The organism is Hirschia maritima DSM 19733 (assembly GCF_000378345.1).
Taxonomy (GTDB): Bacteria; Pseudomonadota; Alphaproteobacteria; order Caulobacterales; family Hyphomonadaceae; genus Hirschia; species Hirschia maritima.
In genome coordinates, this window is the sequence record NZ_KB899544.1 from 754,910 (window position 1) to 773,432 (window position 18,523).

At 47.0% G+C, this 18,523-nt stretch carries 16 protein-coding genes; 4 read left to right on the top strand and 12 right to left on the bottom strand.

Annotated elements, in window-relative coordinates; all coding sequences use genetic code 11:
• Window positions 1-59 precede the first annotated feature (59 nt).
• From panB to der, 4 genes are all read left to right on the top strand, one after another.
• The gene (panB, locus tag F551_RS0103610) at window positions 60-893 is read left to right on the top strand and encodes a 3-methyl-2-oxobutanoate hydroxymethyltransferase (RefSeq protein ID WP_018996118.1); all 834 of its coding nucleotides are present in this window, start codon (window positions 60-62) and stop codon (window positions 891-893) included.
• Between the two features lie 97 nt (window positions 894-990).
• Complete coding sequence (locus F551_RS0103615; RefSeq protein WP_018996119.1) at window positions 991-1,704, top strand: tetratricopeptide repeat protein; 714 nt, start codon at window positions 991-993, stop codon at window positions 1,702-1,704.
• Window positions 1,701-3,023, top strand: coding sequence for an outer membrane protein assembly factor BamB family protein (locus F551_RS0103620; RefSeq protein ID WP_018996120.1), 1,323 nt, complete (start codon window positions 1,701-1,703; stop codon window positions 3,021-3,023). The genes F551_RS0103615 and F551_RS0103620 overlap by 4 nt, the downstream gene beginning before the upstream one ends.
• A 38-nt stretch (window positions 3,024-3,061) precedes the next feature.
• Window positions 3,062-4,513, top strand: coding sequence for a ribosome biogenesis GTPase Der (der, locus tag F551_RS0103625; RefSeq protein ID WP_018996121.1), 1,452 nt, complete (start codon window positions 3,062-3,064; stop codon window positions 4,511-4,513).
• Between the two features lie 59 nt (window positions 4,514-4,572).
• On the opposite strand, the gene F551_RS0103630 is transcribed toward der, so the two are convergent.
• The 12 genes from F551_RS0103630 to rpsF all read right to left on the bottom strand — a co-directional run bounded on the left by F551_RS0103630 (window position 4,573) and on the right by rpsF (window position 17,860).
• The gene (locus F551_RS0103630; protein WP_018996122.1) at window positions 4,573-7,422 is read right to left on the bottom strand and encodes a phosphoenolpyruvate carboxylase; all 2,850 of its coding nucleotides are present in this window, start codon (window positions 7,420-7,422) and stop codon (window positions 4,573-4,575) included.
• Between the two features lie 223 nt (window positions 7,423-7,645).
• Window positions 7,646-8,353 (bottom strand): SDR family NAD(P)-dependent oxidoreductase, encoded by a 708-nt coding sequence (locus F551_RS0103635; protein ID WP_018996123.1) that lies wholly within the window; start codon window positions 8,351-8,353, stop codon window positions 7,646-7,648.
• Between the two features lie 19 nt (window positions 8,354-8,372).
• Window positions 8,373-9,989, bottom strand: a complete 1,617-nt coding sequence (gene purF / locus F551_RS0103640) for an amidophosphoribosyltransferase (protein WP_407636362.1) — start codon at window positions 9,987-9,989, stop codon at window positions 8,373-8,375.
• Between the two features lie 108 nt (window positions 9,990-10,097).
• A complete protein-coding gene (locus F551_RS0103645) occupies window positions 10,098-10,640 on the bottom strand; it encodes a CvpA family protein (protein ID WP_018996125.1) in 543 nt (180 codons plus the stop codon).
• Between the two features lie 4 nt (window positions 10,641-10,644).
• Window positions 10,645-12,015 carry a DNA repair protein RadA gene (gene radA, locus F551_RS0103650; protein WP_018996126.1) on the bottom strand — a complete coding sequence of 457 codons (1,371 nt, stop codon included), beginning with the start codon at window positions 12,013-12,015 and terminating at the stop codon, window positions 10,645-10,647.
• A 43-nt stretch (window positions 12,016-12,058) separates the two neighbouring features.
• The gene (locus F551_RS0103655; RefSeq protein ID WP_018996127.1) at window positions 12,059-12,829 is read right to left on the bottom strand and encodes an ABC transporter ATP-binding protein; all 771 of its coding nucleotides are present in this window, start codon (window positions 12,827-12,829) and stop codon (window positions 12,059-12,061) included.
• A gap of 1 nt (window position 12,830) precedes the next feature.
• Window positions 12,831-13,625: an MlaE family ABC transporter permease gene (locus tag F551_RS0103660; RefSeq protein ID WP_018996128.1), complete on the bottom strand. Its 795-nt coding sequence runs from the start codon at window positions 13,623-13,625 to the stop codon at window positions 12,831-12,833.
• Window positions 13,626-13,642: 17 nt separating this feature from the next.
• Window positions 13,643-14,749 carry an alanine racemase gene (alr, locus tag F551_RS0103665; RefSeq protein ID WP_233355200.1) on the bottom strand — a complete coding sequence of 369 codons (1,107 nt, stop codon included), beginning with the start codon at window positions 14,747-14,749 and terminating at the stop codon, window positions 13,643-13,645.
• 72 nt (window positions 14,750-14,821) lie between these two features.
• A complete protein-coding gene (locus F551_RS0103670) occupies window positions 14,822-16,441 on the bottom strand; it encodes a replicative DNA helicase (RefSeq protein ID WP_018996130.1) in 1,620 nt (539 codons plus the stop codon).
• A 157-nt stretch (window positions 16,442-16,598) separates the two neighbouring features.
• Complete coding sequence (gene rplI, locus F551_RS0103675) at window positions 16,599-17,192, bottom strand: 50S ribosomal protein L9 (RefSeq protein ID WP_018996131.1); 594 nt, start codon at window positions 17,190-17,192, stop codon at window positions 16,599-16,601.
• A gap of 12 nt (window positions 17,193-17,204) precedes the next feature.
• Entirely contained in the window at window positions 17,205-17,465 is a 261-nt protein-coding gene (rpsR, locus tag F551_RS0103680; protein WP_018996132.1) for a 30S ribosomal protein S18, read from the bottom strand.
• Window positions 17,466-17,467: 2 nt separating this feature from the next.
• Window positions 17,468-17,860, bottom strand: coding sequence for a 30S ribosomal protein S6 (rpsF, locus tag F551_RS0103685; protein WP_018996133.1), 393 nt, complete (start codon window positions 17,858-17,860; stop codon window positions 17,468-17,470).
• Window positions 17,861-18,523: the final 663 nt, after the last annotated feature.

An 18,523-nucleotide genomic window follows, 5' to 3' on the forward strand; every position in this document is an offset into this window, starting at 1 on the left:
GAGCGATGTAAGTATGAGTGCAGTTTTGGCTGCGCTCATATTTTATTGGAGTGAGTAAAATGTCTGCCCAAAGTCAAGTTCGTCGTAAAACGGTTAAAGATATTGCCAAAGCCAAAGGCGGAACGCCGATTGTCTGCCTAACGGCTTATGATGCGCCGATGGCGAAATTGATGGACCCTTTTGCTGATTTAATTCTCGTCGGCGATAGTGTTGGAATGGTGGTCCATGGATTGGATTCTACCGTCGGCGTGACAATGGAAATGATGATCTTGCATGGTCAGGCAGTCATGCGAGGAGCCTCTCAGGCAATGGTCGTTGTGGACATGCCCTTCGGATCATATGAAACAAATCCAGACGTTGCTTTTTTGAATGCTGCTCGGATTATGAAAGAGACTGGCTGTCAGGCTATCAAAATTGAAAGCGGTGAATACGCAGCCGAAGCTGTAGAGCACATGGTTGAACGCGGTATTCCAGTTATGGCGCATGTTGGGTTACGTCCTCAGGCAGTAAATGTTGACGGTGGCTTTCGCGCGAAGGGGCGTTCAGCGATCGAACGAAAACGAGTTCTAGCAGAAGCTAAAGCAGCTGATGAAGCTGGGTGTTTTGCTATGGTTGTTGAAGGGGTTGCAGAAGATCTAGCAGATGAGATCACAAAGCTGGTTTCTTGCCCAACAATAGGCATCGGAGCATCGGCAAATTGTGATGGGCAGGTATTGGTAACAGACGACATGATCGGCATGTTCGATTGGGTACCAAAGTTTGTTCGTCGTTATGGCGATGTGCGTGGTGAAATTGGCCGTGCGGTTGAAGCATATGCTGCAGATGTGAAAGCAAGACGTTTTCCAGGGCCAGATGAAACATATTCACTGTCAACAAATGGAAAAACAAAGTAATCATTGATTGCTAGGAGTGGGCAGGACGGTTAGTGTCCGCTATTGAATCGAATTTCCCAGCGTGCTGGTGGTGTATTGGAATTTAGGAAGGTCGACCGTGAGCGACATTTTTGACGAAGTAGAAGAAAACGTAAAAGCCGACAAACTCAATAAATTCTGGGACAAAGCTTGGCCGTTTGCTCTTGGAGGTTCCATTGCCATCATCGCTATGGTTGGAGCAAATTCTTATTTTGAAGACCGTGCTAAAAAAGAGAATGAAACAAACGGTAGAGCGTTTGAATTAGGATTGAAATCCTTAGAGGCTCAGGATCTGGCAAGTGCCAGAGAAAAGTTTGGCGAATTACTGGATAAAGACACTGGTTTTGCCTCTCTTGCTGCTCAACATCTTGCGCAAGCTGAGTTGGAAATGGCAGGTGATACCGAGGCTGCAGCAAAAGCACTCGAAGTTTCCGCTCAAGGAGAAGGTGCGCTGGCTGATCTTGCGAAGCTTAAAGCGGCCTATTTCTTGGCAGATACAAAATCTCTTGCTGAAGTTGAAGCCGCACTTGGAAGCCTTGTTGAAAATACAGGTAGCTTTGGTGCTTTGGCACGTGAGCTTGTTGCTGCAAAAGCATTTGAAGAAGGCGACTTGGAACGTGCGAGATCAGAGTATCAAGCTTTAACACTGAGATTGAACACGCCTCAAGGTGTGCAGCAACGCGCGAACGAAGCCTTAGCTGTGTTGCCTGTGAATACTGCTTCAAATGAAGTAGAGGATAGCTTACCAGCAGAAGAAACATCAGCTGAAACAGCAGTAGAGGACCCAGCATGAGAACTGTAAAACTAACTGCTTTGGGCGCATTTCTAGGATTGGCTCTTGCTGGTTGTACATCAGCCGAAAAAAAGGCAGCAGACGCTGCTGATCGTGCTCAACGTGTTCCATTGATTGCTTCAGATCAAGAACTGGTTTCAGACCCAGCTTATGCTTCTATGTCAGTGTTTCTGCCAACAGCGTCAGACGACATTGATTGGCCGCAAGCAGGTGGAAATGCTGAAAAGAGACCTGGCAATCGTGTTGGTGCAAAAGACTTTGAGATTGCTTGGAAAAAGAAAGTTGTACAGGGATCTTCTCGTACAAAACGATTGATCACTGCTCCCGTAGCAACAGCTGACTCATTATACATTTTGGACAGCGAGCAAACAGTTAAAGCACTCAACAAATCTGGCTCAGTTGTTTGGAGTAAAAAGCTCGAGCCACCTCGTAAACGCGATAAACTCGCTGTTGGCGGCGGTCTGGGGGTTGCAGACCAGAAAATTATTGTGACATCGGGATATGGTTACGTCGTTGCTCTTGATATCAATTCTGGAGCTGAAATCTGGAAACGTGAAACGCAAGCTCCGATCACTGGGTCACCAACTATAGCGGGCAATTATGCGTATGTGACTTCTTCTAACAATGAGATTTATGTTTTCAACCTGAGTGATGGAAGCATTGAATGGTCGGACCAAGCGATCGCTGAAAGCGCCCGCGTTTTATCGGCACCAAGCCCTGCAATTTCAGGTGACTTGTTAGCAGCTCCATTTTCATCTGGTGAAGTGATAGCTTATCTTCCCGGAAATGGGCGTCGCCTTTGGTCAGATAGCTTGACGCGCGGCGGACGCTTTACTCCGATTTCTGCAATCAACGACATTGCTGGAAATCCTGTTATCGATGCTGGTGCAGTCTTTGCCGCAAGTCAGTCTGGTGTTCTTGTTTCAATTGACGCTGTAAGTGGTACTCGCTTGTGGGAAAAATCATTTGGATCAATCAACACACCGGCACTTACTGGACAGTTTGTATTTGCAGTAAATGTGGATGGACAATTAGCGTGTTTTGATAAGAGCACAGGCGGAGTTGTCTGGGTGAAGCAGCTAAAACAGTTTGAAAAAGAGAAAAAGCGTAAAAACCGCGTCGTTTGGACTGGACCTGTTATTGCCTCTGATCGTGTTATCCTAGCCTCTTCTGAAGGTAAGGTGATAGCGATTGACCCTCAGACGGGAGAGGTGGTAGACGAACTGAAAGTTGGAGATGCTGTTTACATTGAGCCAATTGTAGCCCATGAGCATGTCTACCTTCTTTCGGATGACGGCGATTTGATCGCAATCCGTTAAGTTGAAGGTCTACATCTAATAAATAAAAGGACTGATTCATGGCGTTAAAGGTGGCCATCGTCGGACGCCCTAACGTTGGGAAATCGACGCTATTTAACCGACTTGTCGGAAAAAAAATTGCTATTGTGGATGACCAACCCGGTGTCACGCGCGATCGTAAAGAAGCACGTGGACGTTTAGGGGATCTGGAACTTGATCTAATCGATACTGCGGGTTTTGACGATGTGAATGATGCATCACTCGAAGCGCGCATGCGTCATCAGACTGAATTAGCAATCTCTGAAGCTGATGTGTCGCTATATGTGATTGATGCACGTATCGGTGTCACGCCTATTGATCGCGTGTTTTCAAAGCTATTGCGACAAGCTGATAAACCTACAATTCTAGTGGCGAACAAGTGCGAAGGTCGGCAAGGTGATGTCGGTCTTACAGAGGCATTTAGCCTAGGTTTTAATGAACCTATTGCTCTATCGGCCGAACATGGCGAAGGCATGAGTGATCTTTTTCAGGCGCTAGTATCGGCGGCTCCTGAACTGACAGACCCAGATGAAATGGGTGAAGAAGAGCCTGCATGGGACGACGATTTTGTTGAATTTGACCCGGAAGCAGAAGAGATAGAGGCACCTCCAGAACGTCCGATGAAGTTCACGGTAGTTGGTCGTCCAAATGCTGGTAAGTCCACGCTTTTGAACGCTCTATTGCAATCGGATAGACTTCTGACCGGGCCTGAAGCGGGAATTACACGTGATAGTGTGACAATCGCTTGGGAGTATGAAGGACGCGAAATGCGTCTGGTGGACACAGCAGGTCTCCGTAAAAAAGCCAAAGTTCAAGAACGCTTAGAGAAAATGTCGACGGGTGAAACTATTCACTCGATCAAATATGCAGATGTTGTTGCGATCGTGATGGATTCGCGCGATGCATTTGAGAAACAAGACCTTCAGATTGCTGACCTCGTATTGCGTGAGGGGCGCGGCGTTGTATTTGTTTGTACCAAATGGGACCTCGTGGAGAATGGTGGCGAACTTCGCCGCGAGCTTGAAGACAAGGCTCGACGTTTATTGCCTCAAGCCAAAGGTGCACCTTTGTTGACTGTTTCGGGTGAAACCGGACGTAATCTAGATAAAATGATGGCCGCAGCGGCAAAGGTTTTTGAAGATTGGTCTGCACGTATTAAGACACGTGATTTGAACAATTGGATGCAGCACTCGGTGCAAAAGCACCCACCACCTGCGCCTGGTGGACAACGGATCAAGCCGCGCTATATGGCTCAAATGAAAACGCGCCCACCTACCTTTGTTATGATGGCATCTCGCGGAAACCAAATGCCTGAAAGCTATAAGCGTTATCTAGTGAATGGTTTACGTGAAGCTTTTGATTTACCCGGTGTTCCTATCAGGTTGATTATTCGCCAAGGGGCTAACCCATATGCAGACAAAGCAGATGGGAGACGCAAGACCAAGGCAGAACGAACCGGACGAAAGAAATAAAAAAAGGCCAGCGATTTGCTGGCCTTTCTTTTTGAATTCATATTCTCTGTAGCGAGTGCTTATCCATATGCTGAATAGAGACTACACACCGCAACAGTTGCATCTTTCATCGCGTGATCGATCTCCTCAAGTGGAGCCAACAACGCCGTATGAATTTCGGAATACCCATGATCATCAGAAGCCTCTATATCTGAGCCTTCAGTGAGTTCATCAAATTTTGTGTTGCGACGGTCTTCAGCTGGGAAAACATCGCGGATCATTTTCACAGTATCTGGAATTTGCAATTGCGTAACTTGCTTCAATAATCCTTCAGCACTGATAGATGAGCCATGACGACGGGAGAATTCAGGAAGTCTGGCTGAAATCGAGAATGCATGCATCATGAGTGCCTGACGCATTGCATGAAGCACGTGTAAGTCTAGACGCGACTTATAACGGTCTGCTTTTAATTCTTTGCCTTCAACTTCTTCAAGAATGCGGTCAAAACGGGCAAGATCGACAGTGATCGAGTTTGCGAGTTTTGTGATTGAAGAGAATGTATCCAAGTCGGAGAAGAGATACCCAAGACGACGATATACTTGCGCGCTCGCGCGATCACTTCTCTTGGCAATAGCGAACCACAGACTTGGATCATAAAGGCAACCATAAGCTCTGAATGCTGGCAGACTTGTGAGGTTGCGCGCTTCAATAGCCATGGTGATAAGGCCTTGCATACGTTTTGAATTACGCATGAGATCTGCGAGACGGTCAGGTTCATTCCCTGCCGCTGAGCCAAAGCCACACGCCACATTTAGAGGAATGGCGAGTTGCTGTAGAATGGCATTTTGTGGAATAGCGCGTAGTGAACGCAGTCCCAATTCACCGGCGGATGCGCCTGTTTGGCGGCGCGATTTACGAGACCCACTTTTGAAAAGTAAACCTGGTCCGAACTCTAGCAATGCTGCTGGGTAATCCTTGTTGTCGAACAAAGTTTCGTGCCATTCGCGAAGAGAGCGATAGAAATCCCAACTGATGTCGCGGCGGCTGTAGAATGGGTCATCTAGATCCACATCTGGTTCTGCCAACGTGTGAATAGCAACTTCCAACAATGTAGATTTGGCGGTTTCAAGTGCATCGAAATGCATGAAGCCATCACCACCTTGGAATGAAAATTCGTGGATGAATGGAAGATTCTTCTGCGCAAATTGTGTGCGTGTCCAGGGAGTTAGAAGGTGATCAAAGCGGTTTTTGAATTGACCTGGGAAAGATCCACGTCCCATGGATTCACCGTGTGTGTTGAACAATAGAAGTTCAACACCTTCAAGGTCTTTATGTTTTGCCATTGCCGCGCCCACAAGATTGTGAATGCGCTCAATCGCCATATCTGCAGCAGGTTGTGATGAGAAACGACCTGAGTCTGAAAAACCAAACTGCAGACTCAATCGTCCACGTTCCTTTGCGTAAGCAATGAATGCTGGATCTTCGATTAGTCTTTCAACAAATCTATCACCACGTTCTAGTGCATCTGGTGTTTCAAACAAAGGAGATAGGTCGACGCGATCTGCAACGCCAAACTGGCGTGCGAGGAAGAGAGCACCCATAATTGTTGCTGGGTTTTCACTTTCCGCGATTAGAAAACGAATTGGAGTATCAGCATCGATGTGCTTCAAAATCTGAGCACAGAGCATGATTTGGCGGCGTGCTGTCATTTGTTCTTGGAACAAATCTGCAAAGTTAATCTGCTGCACATTTGCATCGTCTGCGCGTTTGGCCAACTCTGCTAATACAACACGCCCATATTCCACATCATCTGTTGCGATACGAAGTTCGTTTTGCAAAACAGAATGGATTTGAGCTGAATTAATGCGCAGATGAATGCGAGCAGTTCCAAGCCCGAGAGTTTCCATTTGAGAAGCAAGAAGCAAAAGCTCTTTCGCTGTTTCATCATTTGCATTGAGAGCAAGCTCTCGAAGACGAGCAATAATAGGTTTAAGTGTGACGACTTTTTGTTCTGAGTCAGGTGTTAGAGTATTGGCAGCGTTCACTAGGACTTCTGCATCAGTTAGGTCGCCGCCAAAAGCATTTGCAGCATTGCGAGCATGATCTGCCGCCGCTGAAAGCTGGTCCGCAACTTCGTTTAACTCTTCAACGCCTTCAATAGCTGACACACTAGAAGCGTACCGATCAAGTTGAACAGCCTTTTCTGACAATCTTAGGTGAAGCGTAGCACCCCAATGGATATCCGTACGTCCATCTAAATCGTATCCAACCCAAGAAGCCAAAGTAATCAAAGATGGATGAATGGATTTCCAACTATCTTTGAAATTTTCTTTAGCGACATCGAGAATGAGACTCCAGATTTGGCTTAGAGCAGTTTGACCGTTGAACAGCGCAGCTTGAACATCTTCGTGCTCCATCATCAAGGAGATTTGATCATCTTGATAGAGACCGTCCGCAGCAACCTTTTTTAATTCATCGCGGCATTCAGATCCGTCTTTTGAAATAGCTGAATCAACAAAAGCGCGTCTTAAGTTGCGGTTTAGAGCAAAAGTAGGGTGTGCAGTAAAAACAACACCAGAAGCCACACGTTCCATCGCAGCACGGTAGGCTTTTTCACCTTTTTGGGCGATGTTTTCTAGAAGTGCACGCAATTCCGCTTCAGGGTCATCTGCTGATAATAGGCGGTGGCGCGAACGAAAAGTGTTGCAACGATCCTCTAAGACTTTTCCACCTAATGTATTGATAACTTGGTGTATATCAGAGACTTTGAGTTTTTCAGATTCTAGATCACGAAACAGGTCTATCGCAAAACGACGAACAGAGTTGGTTTGAGGGTCTTGAGCCACATCTGCTGAATATTTTGATAAAGTTTTACGTGCGGATTCGATATACGAATCTGGAGATTTTCCATTCGATAATTGGGCTGGCATTTTAGTGGTCTCCTAGTATTCCATGTATCTGTCCACCGATCTTGCCAGTGGTCTAATACCGTTGCGGCACGCTTGTAACCTAAAGTTAGATAAATCCCAACCAAACAGTGGGTTTAGATTACATAATGATCAATTTTTAATTGGGAAATGCTTCAACATTAGCCTTTAGCCTCCTTTTGCGCAGCAAAAAGAGGTGAAAGGACGTGATTTTGTAAGTTGGCTGTTACAACTCTCTATAGGAAACGCGCTGATTATGTAAATCGCATTCCTTTGAAACGTAAAATGCCAACTTTGAGGCAACTTCTTCAGGAGTAGGAAGAAGGGATTGGTCTTCACCTGGTACAGCTGAAAAACGCATATCAGTGCGGGTTGCGCCAGGGTCAAATAGATTGACGTTCAATGCTGATTGTTCTGTTTCAAATGCCCATGCTTGCACTAAAGCTTCAAGACCAGCTTTGGATGCTTGATAGGGGCCCCAAAACGCACGTGGACGAACGGTGACACCAGATGTCAAGAATACTGCACGACCAGCTTCACTATTACGCAATAGGGGATCCAGAGCACGAATAAGACGCCAGTTTGCTGTCAAATTGATATTGATTGTGTCTTCAAAACTGCGCGGATTTACAGTTTCGAGAGGACCTAATGTTCCAAGTATTCCGGCATTCGCTACTAAACCATCAATGCGGCCAAAGCGTTCCATAAGAGGGGCAGCAATTCGATCAATTGATGATCCATCTTTTAGATCAAGTGTAATCAGTGTTGCACTTTCACCGGTGGATTGACGAATTTCATCATCTAGCTTCTCTAGGGCTTCTGTCGAGCGAGCCATAGCAATAATGTGAGCGCCCTGCTTGGAAAGTTCAATTGCAGTGGCACGGCCAATACCTTTGGAAGCCCCGGTGACGAGAATGATGCGTTTATCGGTCATGAATAGAAAATACTCTTAATTAATCACGGTCGCGATCGAAAATGTTTTGTTGGTCGACCTTGTTTTGGGCATTTCGCTTGTCTGTCAACACGGTCGGATAATTGTTCGTGAAACAGTGATCAGCAAATTTCGGGTTCTCTGGGTCGTATGTTTCTTCCCCAAGAGCACGATAGAAGCCTTCCATCGAAAGGAAACCTAGAGATTCTACACCCAACCAATTTTGCATTTCCTCAATGCTCATATTGGCGGCGAGAAGTTCTTTTTCCGTTGGCATATCCACACCGTAAAAATCAGGGTGTTTAATGGGTGGAGAAGCAACGCGGAAATGGACTTCCTTGGCTCCGGCATTGCGCATCATAGAAACGATCGCTTTTGATGTTGTGCCGCGGACAATTGAGTCATCAACTAGTATAACACGTTTGCCTTTTACAAGGTGAAGGTTCGCCGCATGTTTGCGTGTTACGCTTCCTGCACGAGCATCTTGTGTTGGCTGAATGAATGTGCGCCCAATATAGTGGTTTCTGATAATTCCAAATTTAAAAGGAATTCCGCTGGCTTCTGCATAGCCTAGTCCAGCTGGGTTTCCGCCATCTGGAACTGGAGCAACCAAATCGGCCTCGACAGGATGTTCCTTAGCTAATTGGCGTCCCAATTCTTCACGAACCTCGTATATGCTGCGTCCGTGCATAATGCTGTCAGGGCGCGCAAAATACAGATATTCAAAAGCACAGGGGCGTGGTTCTTTTTTCGGGAATGGAAAGTGGCTTTTAACACCATTTTTAGTAATGATGACGACTTCGCCGTTTTCAATTTCTCTAACTGTTTCTGCGCCCACAGCTTCTAGTGCACAACTTTCGGAAGCTAAAATCCAAGCTGGTTGCTCGTCCGGATTTGAATTTGGAATTTTCCCTAAGATTAGGGGACGAATTCCCCAAGGGTCGCGCGCTCCGATAAGTTTTTTATTTGTCAAACAAACGAGTGCGTAACCACCTTCAATTTGTTTGATAGCATCAAGGAAACGATCAACTGTGTTGCTTTCTTTGGAGTGTGCTGTAAGTTGAAGGATAACTTCGGTGTCCATTTTCGATTGGAAAATAGCTCCCTTTTGCATAAGGGAATCCCACAGTGTTTCAGCGTTTGTAAGGTTTCCGTTGTGGGCAACTGCAAAACCACCCAATTTCAAGTCTGCAAAAATAGGTTGGATGTTTCTTTGAGCTACGCCGCCAGATGTGGAATAGCGGTTGTGTCCGATCGCTGCTGAACCCTTTAGGTATTTAATCGCATCGCCATCTTTACCAAAGTTTTCTCCAACAAGACCTAAGCGTCGTTCAATGTGGAAAGTTTCAGTGGGTTGCTCTTCGTCTGAGCGGTCCGTCGCATCGTATTCTACTTCCAAGCGACCTGTGGCTGGTGCTGCAGAATTTCTGATCTGTTTGTAAGCGTTGTCTCGAGACTTCTTGTTTTTTGTATCAGTTGGATAAGTGCGCTCGAAGCTTACGATTCCTGCCGCTTCTTGTCCTCTGTGTTGTAGAGCGTGAAGGCCAAGTGCGGTTAATACGGATGCATCCTTATGGCCAAAGACACCAAACACCCCACATTTGTGTCTAAGGCTAGCTTCCTCTAATCCAGCACTCATTTCTGCAATTTGGTCTTTACTTGCAGTCGTCGTTTCGTTGCGCACGAGCATTCCTTTACATAGGTCAGCATTAACGAAAATCGGCCCAGTTGTCTGAGCCGATGATATCTAAAAGTCTTCTGCAGCTTCTCGGGCTTGTTGGGCAAAACCGGGAAGGTTTTCGCTAATCCAAGTCGCTGCACTATCCGCGTAAGGATAAAGTTTGGAATTGGCAATCATTGCGGGCGTTTTATCTTTAGGAATCATGAAATGCATAAGCAAAACAAAGAGAACTATTGCAAGCATGCCACGGGCAGCCCCGAAAACAGCTCCAAGTAAGCGATCTAGGGAACCAATTTGAGGAGATGTATGAATCAATTTGGCTAGTTGGGAACCTAACCAACCCGCAGCGATATATACTCCTATAAAACCAATTGCACCCAGAATAACGCCGGCTGTGAGTTCTGGCCAACCTTCCGGGATGAGCTCTTTTGCAGATTCTCCAAAATACTTCACCAAAATTAGAGCAGCTATACCACCTGCAGCAAATGAGAGGATTGAGGATGCTTCTCTAACCAAACCTCTACTAAGGGACATAACAGCAGAAATAAATATGATAGCGACTACGATGATATCGAAGGCTGTGATCTGGGAGCCTGCAAATTCTTCCATGGTCTTATGCCTCTTTTTGGAGTGCTTTAATTAGGTCTTCAAGCTTTGATACCTCATGAACCACCATTCCGTCGATATTGGAAGGGGCACCAGGAGGTGCAAAAGCGCGTTCAAAACCAAGTCTTGCTGCTTCTTTTAGTCTAGAATCCATTCTACCTACAGAGCGAATTGCACCTGAAAGTGAAACTTCTCCAAAAAACACGGAAGCTTCTGGTACTGGATTATCAAATGCTGATGACGCAAGAGCTGCAGCTGCTGCAAGGTCTCCGGCGGGTTCGGCTATGCGATATCCGCCAGCGACGCTGAGATAAATATCGCGCGCACCAAAAGCGACACCACACTGTGTTTCAAAAACGGCAAGCAACATGGCAAGTCTAGGGGAATCCCATCCGACGACGGAACGGCGTGGCGAACCCAGAGCTTGAGGGCCTGCTAATCCTTGCACTTCAGCTAGAACTGGCCGAGAACCTTCCATGGCAGCAAAAACTGCTCGTCCGGCAACAGATTCATCTTCGCCGCCTAAAAATAATTGAGATGGATCTAGTGCGCCGTGCAGTCCGCGTTCTGACATTTCAAAAACGCCGATCTCATCAGTCGGGCCAAAACGGTTTTTAACGGCTCTCAGGATGCGGTATTGATGCCCACGTTCACCTTCAAAATAGAAAACTGCGTCGACCATATGTTCCATCACACGCGGGCCAGCGATCTGACCGTCTTTGGTCACGTGACCCACAAGGATCATCACACAGTCATTTTTCTTGGCGTAGCGGGTCAATTCTTGTGCACAAGCACGAACCTGACCAACTGAACCAGGGGCGGCGTCAAGGCTGTCCGACCACATGGTTTGAACTGAATCAATGATAGCGACTTTGGGGCGTTCTTTTTTCAGCGCTTCGATGATTGTGCGCAAATCCGTTTCTGACGCCAGTTTAACAGGAGAGTTGCCAACGCCAAGGCGTTGCGCACGTCCTTGTACTTGAGCGACCGCTTCCTCACCCGAAACATAGACTACATCTACGCCTTGATCTGCCAATGAAGCAGCTGCTTGCAAGAGGAGTGTGGATTTTCCAATTCCAGGGTCTCCACCAATAAGGACGGCAGATGAAGCAGCAGGGCCGCCTCCAAAAACGCGATCAAGTTCTGGTATTGCGGTTGAAAGTCTTGGTTGTTGCGGAATATCTGCACCGAGATGATCGAAAGTCATCGCGCCAGCTTTGCGCTTTTTACCTGCAGCTGGCATGGCTAGCCCGCCCGGTGCACCCTGTGTTTCCTCAACTAGCGTATTCCACTGATTACAGGCGTCGCATTTTCCATTCCATTTGGAATAGGTTGCACCACAACTTTGGCATACAAATACGGTTGTTACTTTGGCCATAATCTACCTAATCATAGTTCACCTGAATTACAGATGAAACAAATTACATCGCAGGTTGGATTGGACCCTGAGCGCGTCCGTGTACAAACTGATCAATGTATTCGTTTCCTGAATCGTCTAGACGATCAACAGGGCCGCACCAAATGATTTTACCTTCATATAGCATTGCGACAGTATCCGCGATTTTTCGAACGGATGCCATATCGTGAGTGATGGTCACAGCCGCAGCGCCAAGTGCTTTTACTTGTTCCACAATAAGATCATTCACTGCATCCGCTGTGATTGGATCTAGTCCAGTTGTAGGTTCATCGAAAAAGATCATTTCTGGCTTGTCGATAATTGCGCGGGCAAGGGCAACACGTTTTTGCATTCCACCGGATAGTTCGGAAGGGTATTGGTCCGCCACAGAAGCACCCAGACGTACTTTCGCGAGAGTCTCGATAGCTTCCTGTTTGGCAATTTTCCGACTGACTTTGCCTGTATTGATTTTTGTGAACGCAACGTTTTCCCAAATTTTGAGACTGTCAAATAATGCTCCCCCTTGGAAAAGCATTCCTGTGCGTTCTCTCACATCTTCGACGGATTTTTGATCTTTAACCGGCTTGCCATCGAAGACGATTTCACCGGCATCATGTTTTAGAAGGCCTAGTGCACATTTTAAGGATACAGACTTGCCAGTTCCTGAGCCGCCAATAATCACGAGTGATTCACCGCGAGAGACAGATAAATTTAGCCCCTGAAGAATGTGTTTTGAGCCAAATGATTTAACAACGTCGCGAAGTTCTAAAATGGGGTTGTTTGCTGATTGCGTCATCTTACAAACCTACCTGCACAAAGATTGATGTCAGAACATAGTTAGACGCTAGAATTAGGACAGCTCCAGACACCACAGCAAGGGTTGCTGCGCGTCCAACACCACCGGCACCACCTTTGGAGTTGTTTCCTTGGTAACAACCCATAATGGCAATGATCGCGCCAAAGACAGCGGCTTTGATCAAACCAGTGATCACATCATTGAATGTCACAAATTCCATTGTGTTTCGAAGATAGATCGTACCGTTAAAGTCTAGCGCGCCAACGCTGACTAACCATCCACCCATAACACCTATAATGTCTGCTATAAGAACAAGAAGCGGAAGTGTTAGTGTCGCGGCGATGACACGAGGTGCAAACAAAAAACGTTCTGGTTTTGCAGACAAAGTATGCAGCGCATCGATTTGTTCGGTGACGCGCATAGCGCCGATTTCGGCCGCAATTCCAGCCCCAACACGACCTGCGAGCATCAAACCGGCAAAGGCTGGGCCAAGTTCACGAGTGATGCCTAGAACAACGATGTTAGGAACGAATTGTTCTGCGTTAAATCTTGAGCCACCTGTATAGATGTTTAGAGCAAGGGCAGCACCGATAAAGACAGCTGTTAGACCCACGACAGGAAGAGAATAAAAACCAATCTGCGCACATTGTCGTAACACTTCGCGCAAATAGATTGTAGGCGTTATACATGCCCAAAGTGTGCGGCCAGCAAATATTGCCAGACGGCCAATTTCACTTGTTGCACCAAGGAACGCGCGCCCAATCGCGGCAAATGGATTAAACACTGTAGAGCTCATAATCAGCTTACCTTATTTTATTCCCGACCAGATCCATCGGATGGGTAATATACGCGTTTAATGCGATCCCCCATTGATGTAAGAAGTTCATAGCTTGCGGTTCTTGCAGCTAAGGCTTGTCTGTCTATGTGTGCGTGTTGCCCTAGAAATTCAACTCTGTCCAGAACACTCGTTCTAGATGTTGCATTTGTGATATCAACTGTAATCAAATCCATAGATACTCGGCCGACAATTGGACAAGGCACCCCGCCTATGAAAACCAGTCCAGCATTCGACAGCGCGCGAAGGGCACCATCGGCATATCCAAGCGCTATCGTCGCCAGACGTTGGTTTGGTTTTACAGGATAAGTTGCACCATATCCGATCGAGGCATCTATCGTCGGCTCAGGTTCGATTATGCTTAAAATGGGGGCGGTGATTGTCACACAATTTTTGGGTTCGAAAACGTCGCGTCTTGCGTACCCGCCATAAAGGCCAATGCCTGGACGCGTAAGATCAAAAGCATATTCTGAACCGAGACAAATTCCTGCCGTGTTGGATAGAGACTTTTCTGCATGCGGCCAGATTGCAGCCACTTTCTTGTACAACTCTAATTGGCGTGCATTCATCGGGTGATTGGGCGTATCAGCGCATGCCAAGTGGCTCATAATCCAGCCAATACGATTGGGTGGCAGTGTTGATTGGACTTGCTTTAGGTCTTTGATTTGAAGACCCAGACGGTTCATTCCTGTATCCACATGCAATGCTGCAGGCATCGGTGCGTTGTGCTTCAACCAGAGTTGAACTTGATCCAATGAATTGAGAACTGGAACGATGTCATTCTCTATCACCGCTTCAACATTGTCTGGTTGTACGCCGTGAAACAAGAATATGAGTGCGAGCGAGCCAACTGTTTTGCGTACTTCAATTGCTTCATCAATGTGAGCGGCAAAGAAAGTACGACAACCAGCTTCATAGAGGTGTTGAGATACTTTTTGGGCACCTAAGCCATATGCGTTGGCCTTGACCACGGCACCTGTCTCAGCAGATCCACCTAGTTTGGCGAGCGCTTTCCAGTTGCTTGCGATATTATGCAAGTCGATTTCAGCAACAGGACTGGAAGAAGGGATAGGGGCACGAGTCATAGATGAAGTCATGACCCGTGAATTAGTCTGATTTTGTGGCAAGAGCGAGGATTATCTTGAATTTCAAGAATTTTATTCGTCACCATAATCATCATTTGAACGAAATGCCGGAGCAAGGTTTCCAAAACGCACGCGATTAGAATCAAAGGCTAGTTCAACGCGCCCGATTGGTCCGTGACGTTGCTTTGCAACAATGACTTCAGCTTTTCCGGCTTTTGATTCCATGCGCTCTTTCCACGCGAGGAAATTTTCATTGTTTTCGTCTGGTTCCTGACGTTCCAGATAATAGCTTTCGCGATACACAAACATCACCATATCGGCATCTTGCTCAATCGATCCCGATTCACGAAGGTCAGACAATTGAGGGCGTTTATCATCTCTTTCTTCAACTTTACGAGAAAGCTGGGAAAGGGCGATGACTGGGATAGCTAATTCTTTTGCCAATGATTTCATCGACATTGTGATCTGGGAAACTTCCTGCACACGGCTATCTGATTTAGATCCAGCCGCGGCGGTCACCAGTTGAAGATAGTCAATCACGAGGAGGTCTAGCCCATTGCTGCGTTGCAATCGACGGGCACGCGCAGCAAGCTGAGAGATTGAGATACCACCAGTGTCATCAATGTGCAGTGGGATGCGTTCAATTTCTTTGGCAGCTTCTCTTAGGCGAGCATAGTCATTTTCATCCATGTCACCACGGCGGATTTTATCCGATGGCACTTCTGATACATCCGCAAGAATACGTCCGGCTAGCTGGTCAGCGGACATCTCAAGAGAATAAAACCCAACAACACCACCTTCAACGCTTTTATAGCTGTCGTCTGGCTGCTTTTCACGAACACAGGCTTTGGCAATGTTGAATGCAATGTTGGTTGCGAGGGCGGTTTTACCCATCGAAGGACGACCCGCAAGGATAAGCAGGTCGGAGCGGTGCAGGCCACCAATTTTCTGATCCAGATCATCCAGACCCGTGGAGATACCCGATAATCCACCATCAGATTGATAGGCAATTGTAGCATCTTCGATTGATTTGGTGACGGCTTCTTCAAAGCTAACAAAGCCACCTTGTGCAGTTCCGCGTTCAGCCAATGCAAAGAGTTGTTTTTCTGCTGACTCAATTTGTCCTGGACCGTCAACTTCTCCGGTGCTTTTAGCAGCACTCTGAACAATTGTTGAACCGATCTGCATAAGCTCGCGGCGGATAGCGACATCACGAATCAGTCGTGCATAGTCGATTATCTCGGGGCCAAAAGCGGCTGAATCGAGCAGGGTGGTGAGGTATTGCGCGCCACCGATGTCCGAGAATATGCCATCATTCTCAAACTGCTCCATTAAGGTTACACCATCAGCAACGCGACCCTTAAGGATCATTTGTTGAGCTGTTTCAAAGATGCGTGTGTTCGCGGGAGCGTAAAAGTCAGATCCTTGTAAAAGGTCCCCTACACGCTGGAAGGCGTTGTTATCATAGAGAATTGCACCCAATACTGCCATTTCAGCAGCTAGATTGTGTGGTTCATCAACCGCAGACCCAGTGCCTGCAGATCCTGATGGTTTCGTCGGAGCAGGTGCGCTTACGGATGCCAAGTCCTCATGCGGGTCCATAGGCTCGAAGTTTCCATTCGGCGGAGGGCCTTCCGGCATGGAGTCCGGAAAGTCCTGCGGCGGGAAGTCAGGGATATCATTCTCATTCATGTTAACGATATTAACCTTTTTTTGCGCGGAGATCTTTAACAGATTTACCAAAGCTCACAGTTTTTGCAGCTCTGTGGAAAAGATGAGGCAAAAAGGGAACAAAAAAAGCGACCCTCGAATGAGAGTCGCTTTCTTTAAATCGAATTGAAAAAGAAGTTTACACTTCTTCGTCAGCGTCACCGCGTTCAGCAGCAGCTTCACGAGCGGCTTGCGCCATTTCTTCAGCTTGTGCATCAGCTTCAGCTTTATCAGCTTCAAGAGCAGCTTCGATCACGTTTTCACCAGCAGCTTGGCGTTCAGCTTCATCTTCTGAACGTGCGATGTTGATGTTGATCTCGATTTGAACTTCAGCGTGAAGACGTGCTGTCACTTTGTGTAGACCGATTGTTTTCAACGGGTTGTTGATTTCAATCTGACTACGCAGAATTGGGTGACCAGCTTCAGCAGCAGCAGCAGCGATATCGCGAGCAGATACAGAACCGTAAAGGATTCCTGTGTCGCCTGACTGGCGGATAAGAACGTAAGATACACCATCTAGTTCTTCACCAGATTTGCGTGCTTCTTCACGTGCTGCAGCGTTGCGAGCTTCAATGTGCTCACGCTCAGCTTCAAAACGTGCTTTGTTAGCAGCGTTTGCAAGAAGAGCTTTGTTTTGCGGAAGCAGGAAGTTACGACCGTAACCGTTTTTCACGGATACAACGTCACCAATGTTTCCAAGCTTGTCTACGCGTTCTAGGAGAATAACGTCCATAATCAGTCTCCCTTATTTCACTGCGTATGGCAGAAGAGCCAAGTGACGAGCGCGTTTGATTGCTTGAGACAAGCGGCGCTGTTTCTTTTGGCTTACTGCTGTGATGCGAGCAGGTACGATTTTACCTTTTTCAGAAACGTAACGCTGAAGAAGCTTTACGTCTTTATAGTCGATTGCAGGAGCTGCATCGCCTGAGAAAGGACAAACTTTACGACGACGACCAAATGGACGGCGTGACGGAATGTTAGAAATGTTCAGTTTTTGCTGGGCCATTATTAAAACTCCTCACGGTCACGACGAGGTTTACGGTCACCACGGTCGCCTCTGTCACCTTTGTCGCCACGGTCTTTACGTGACATCACTGGTGATGGGTCTTCCGACAGTTCGTCAACCTTGATTGTCAAGAAACGAAGTACGTCTTCATTGATGCGCAAGCGACGCTCAACTTCTTGGATCGCAGCAGCTGGTCCATCAATGTTTAGAAGTGAGTAGTGGCCCTTGCGGGATTTGTTGATTGGGTAAGCAAGGTTACGAAGACCCCAGTATTCTGTTTTAGCAACAGAACCTTTTTGTTCAGTAACGATTGCTGTAAGCTCTTCAACAAGTGTTTCAACTTGCTGTGGAGATACGTCTGGTCTCGAGATGACCACGTGTTCATAGAACGCCATAGATAAATTCCCTTCTAGCGACTGGCGGCGCTTTGGGGACGAAGGGCGACCTCAAAACGTCGGATCCCTGATGTCTTCAAACAACGAAGACGGGACCGCCAATCTGGCGAAGCGCGCAATATGCATTTTTTGAGCGATGAATCAAGCGTTTTGTTGGGAACAATATCTAACCTTAACAAGGGCGTCAGGTTTTTCTTACCGTCCTGCCCGGCACAGCGCGTCAGGGCATCCATCTCGAATTCTGCCAATGCCAAGAAGCGATGCAATTATGGGGGGAGGATACCTTGATGAGCAAGCTCGTCGGGTATGATGCAGAGAGTTGATAAACTTGGCTTTACAAACAAGAAGTGTTGTCATCCCAAACTTGATTTGGGATCCACTTTTGAACTTGGGCTGGCTTTGAGGTCAAATTGAGTTGGCGTGCCTCAAATGCATTCCGACCATCGCAAGGCCATTCTCAATTGATGAGTGGATCCCGTGTCGAGCACGGGATGGCAAGGGGATGCTGAGCCAAACACCAAAATCGTCACGGCGCTAGCGCCTGACGGTATGCTGAAATCATGGGCTGCAAGGCGTTGCCATTAACAGCGATAAGGATAGCTGGATCGCTCCAGCAGTATAAGTAGCTGCCTCTGGCAACGCCTCACCTGATATTTTGTCCGC

Excerpts from the sequence above, each read along its gene's own strand:
- panB (WP_018996118.1), top strand. The coding sequence starts at position 60 with ATGTCTGCCCAAAGTCAAGTTCGTCGTAAAACGGTTAAAGATATTGCC.
- F551_RS0103620 (WP_018996120.1), top strand. The coding sequence starts at position 1,701 with ATGAGAACTGTAAAACTAACTGCTTTGGGCGCATTTCTAGGATTGGCT.
- der (WP_018996121.1), top strand. The coding sequence starts at position 3,062 with ATGGCGTTAAAGGTGGCCATCGTCGGACGCCCTAACGTTGGGAAATCG.
- F551_RS0103630 (WP_018996122.1), bottom strand. The coding sequence starts at position 7,422 with ATGCCAGCCCAATTATCGAATGGAAAATCTCCAGATTCGTATATCGAA.
- F551_RS0103635 (WP_018996123.1), bottom strand. The coding sequence starts at position 8,353 with ATGACCGATAAACGCATCATTCTCGTCACCGGGGCTTCCAAAGGTATT.
- purF (WP_407636362.1), bottom strand. The coding sequence starts at position 9,989 with ATGAGTGCTGGATTAGAGGAAGCTAGCCTTAGACACAAATGTGGGGTG.
- F551_RS0103645 (WP_018996125.1), bottom strand. The coding sequence starts at position 10,640 with ATGGAAGAATTTGCAGGCTCCCAGATCACAGCCTTCGATATCATCGTA.
- radA (WP_018996126.1), bottom strand. The coding sequence starts at position 12,015 with ATGGCCAAAGTAACAACCGTATTTGTATGCCAAAGTTGTGGTGCAACC.
- F551_RS0103655 (WP_018996127.1), bottom strand. The coding sequence starts at position 12,829 with ATGACGCAATCAGCAAACAACCCCATTTTAGAACTTCGCGACGTTGTT.
- F551_RS0103660 (WP_018996128.1), bottom strand. The coding sequence starts at position 13,625 with ATGAGCTCTACAGTGTTTAATCCATTTGCCGCGATTGGGCGCGCGTTC.
- alr (WP_233355200.1), bottom strand. The coding sequence starts at position 14,749 with ATGACTCGTGCCCCTATCCCTTCTTCCAGTCCTGTTGCTGAAATCGAC.
- F551_RS0103670 (WP_018996130.1), bottom strand. The coding sequence starts at position 16,441 with ATGAATGAGAATGATATCCCTGACTTCCCGCCGCAGGACTTTCCGGAC.
- rplI (WP_018996131.1), bottom strand. The coding sequence starts at position 17,192 with ATGGACGTTATTCTCCTAGAACGCGTAGACAAGCTTGGAAACATTGGT.
- rpsR (WP_018996132.1), bottom strand. The coding sequence starts at position 17,465 with ATGGCCCAGCAAAAACTGAACATTTCTAACATTCCGTCACGCCGTCCA.
- rpsF (WP_018996133.1), bottom strand. The coding sequence starts at position 17,860 with ATGGCGTTCTATGAACACGTGGTCATCTCGAGACCAGACGTATCTCCA.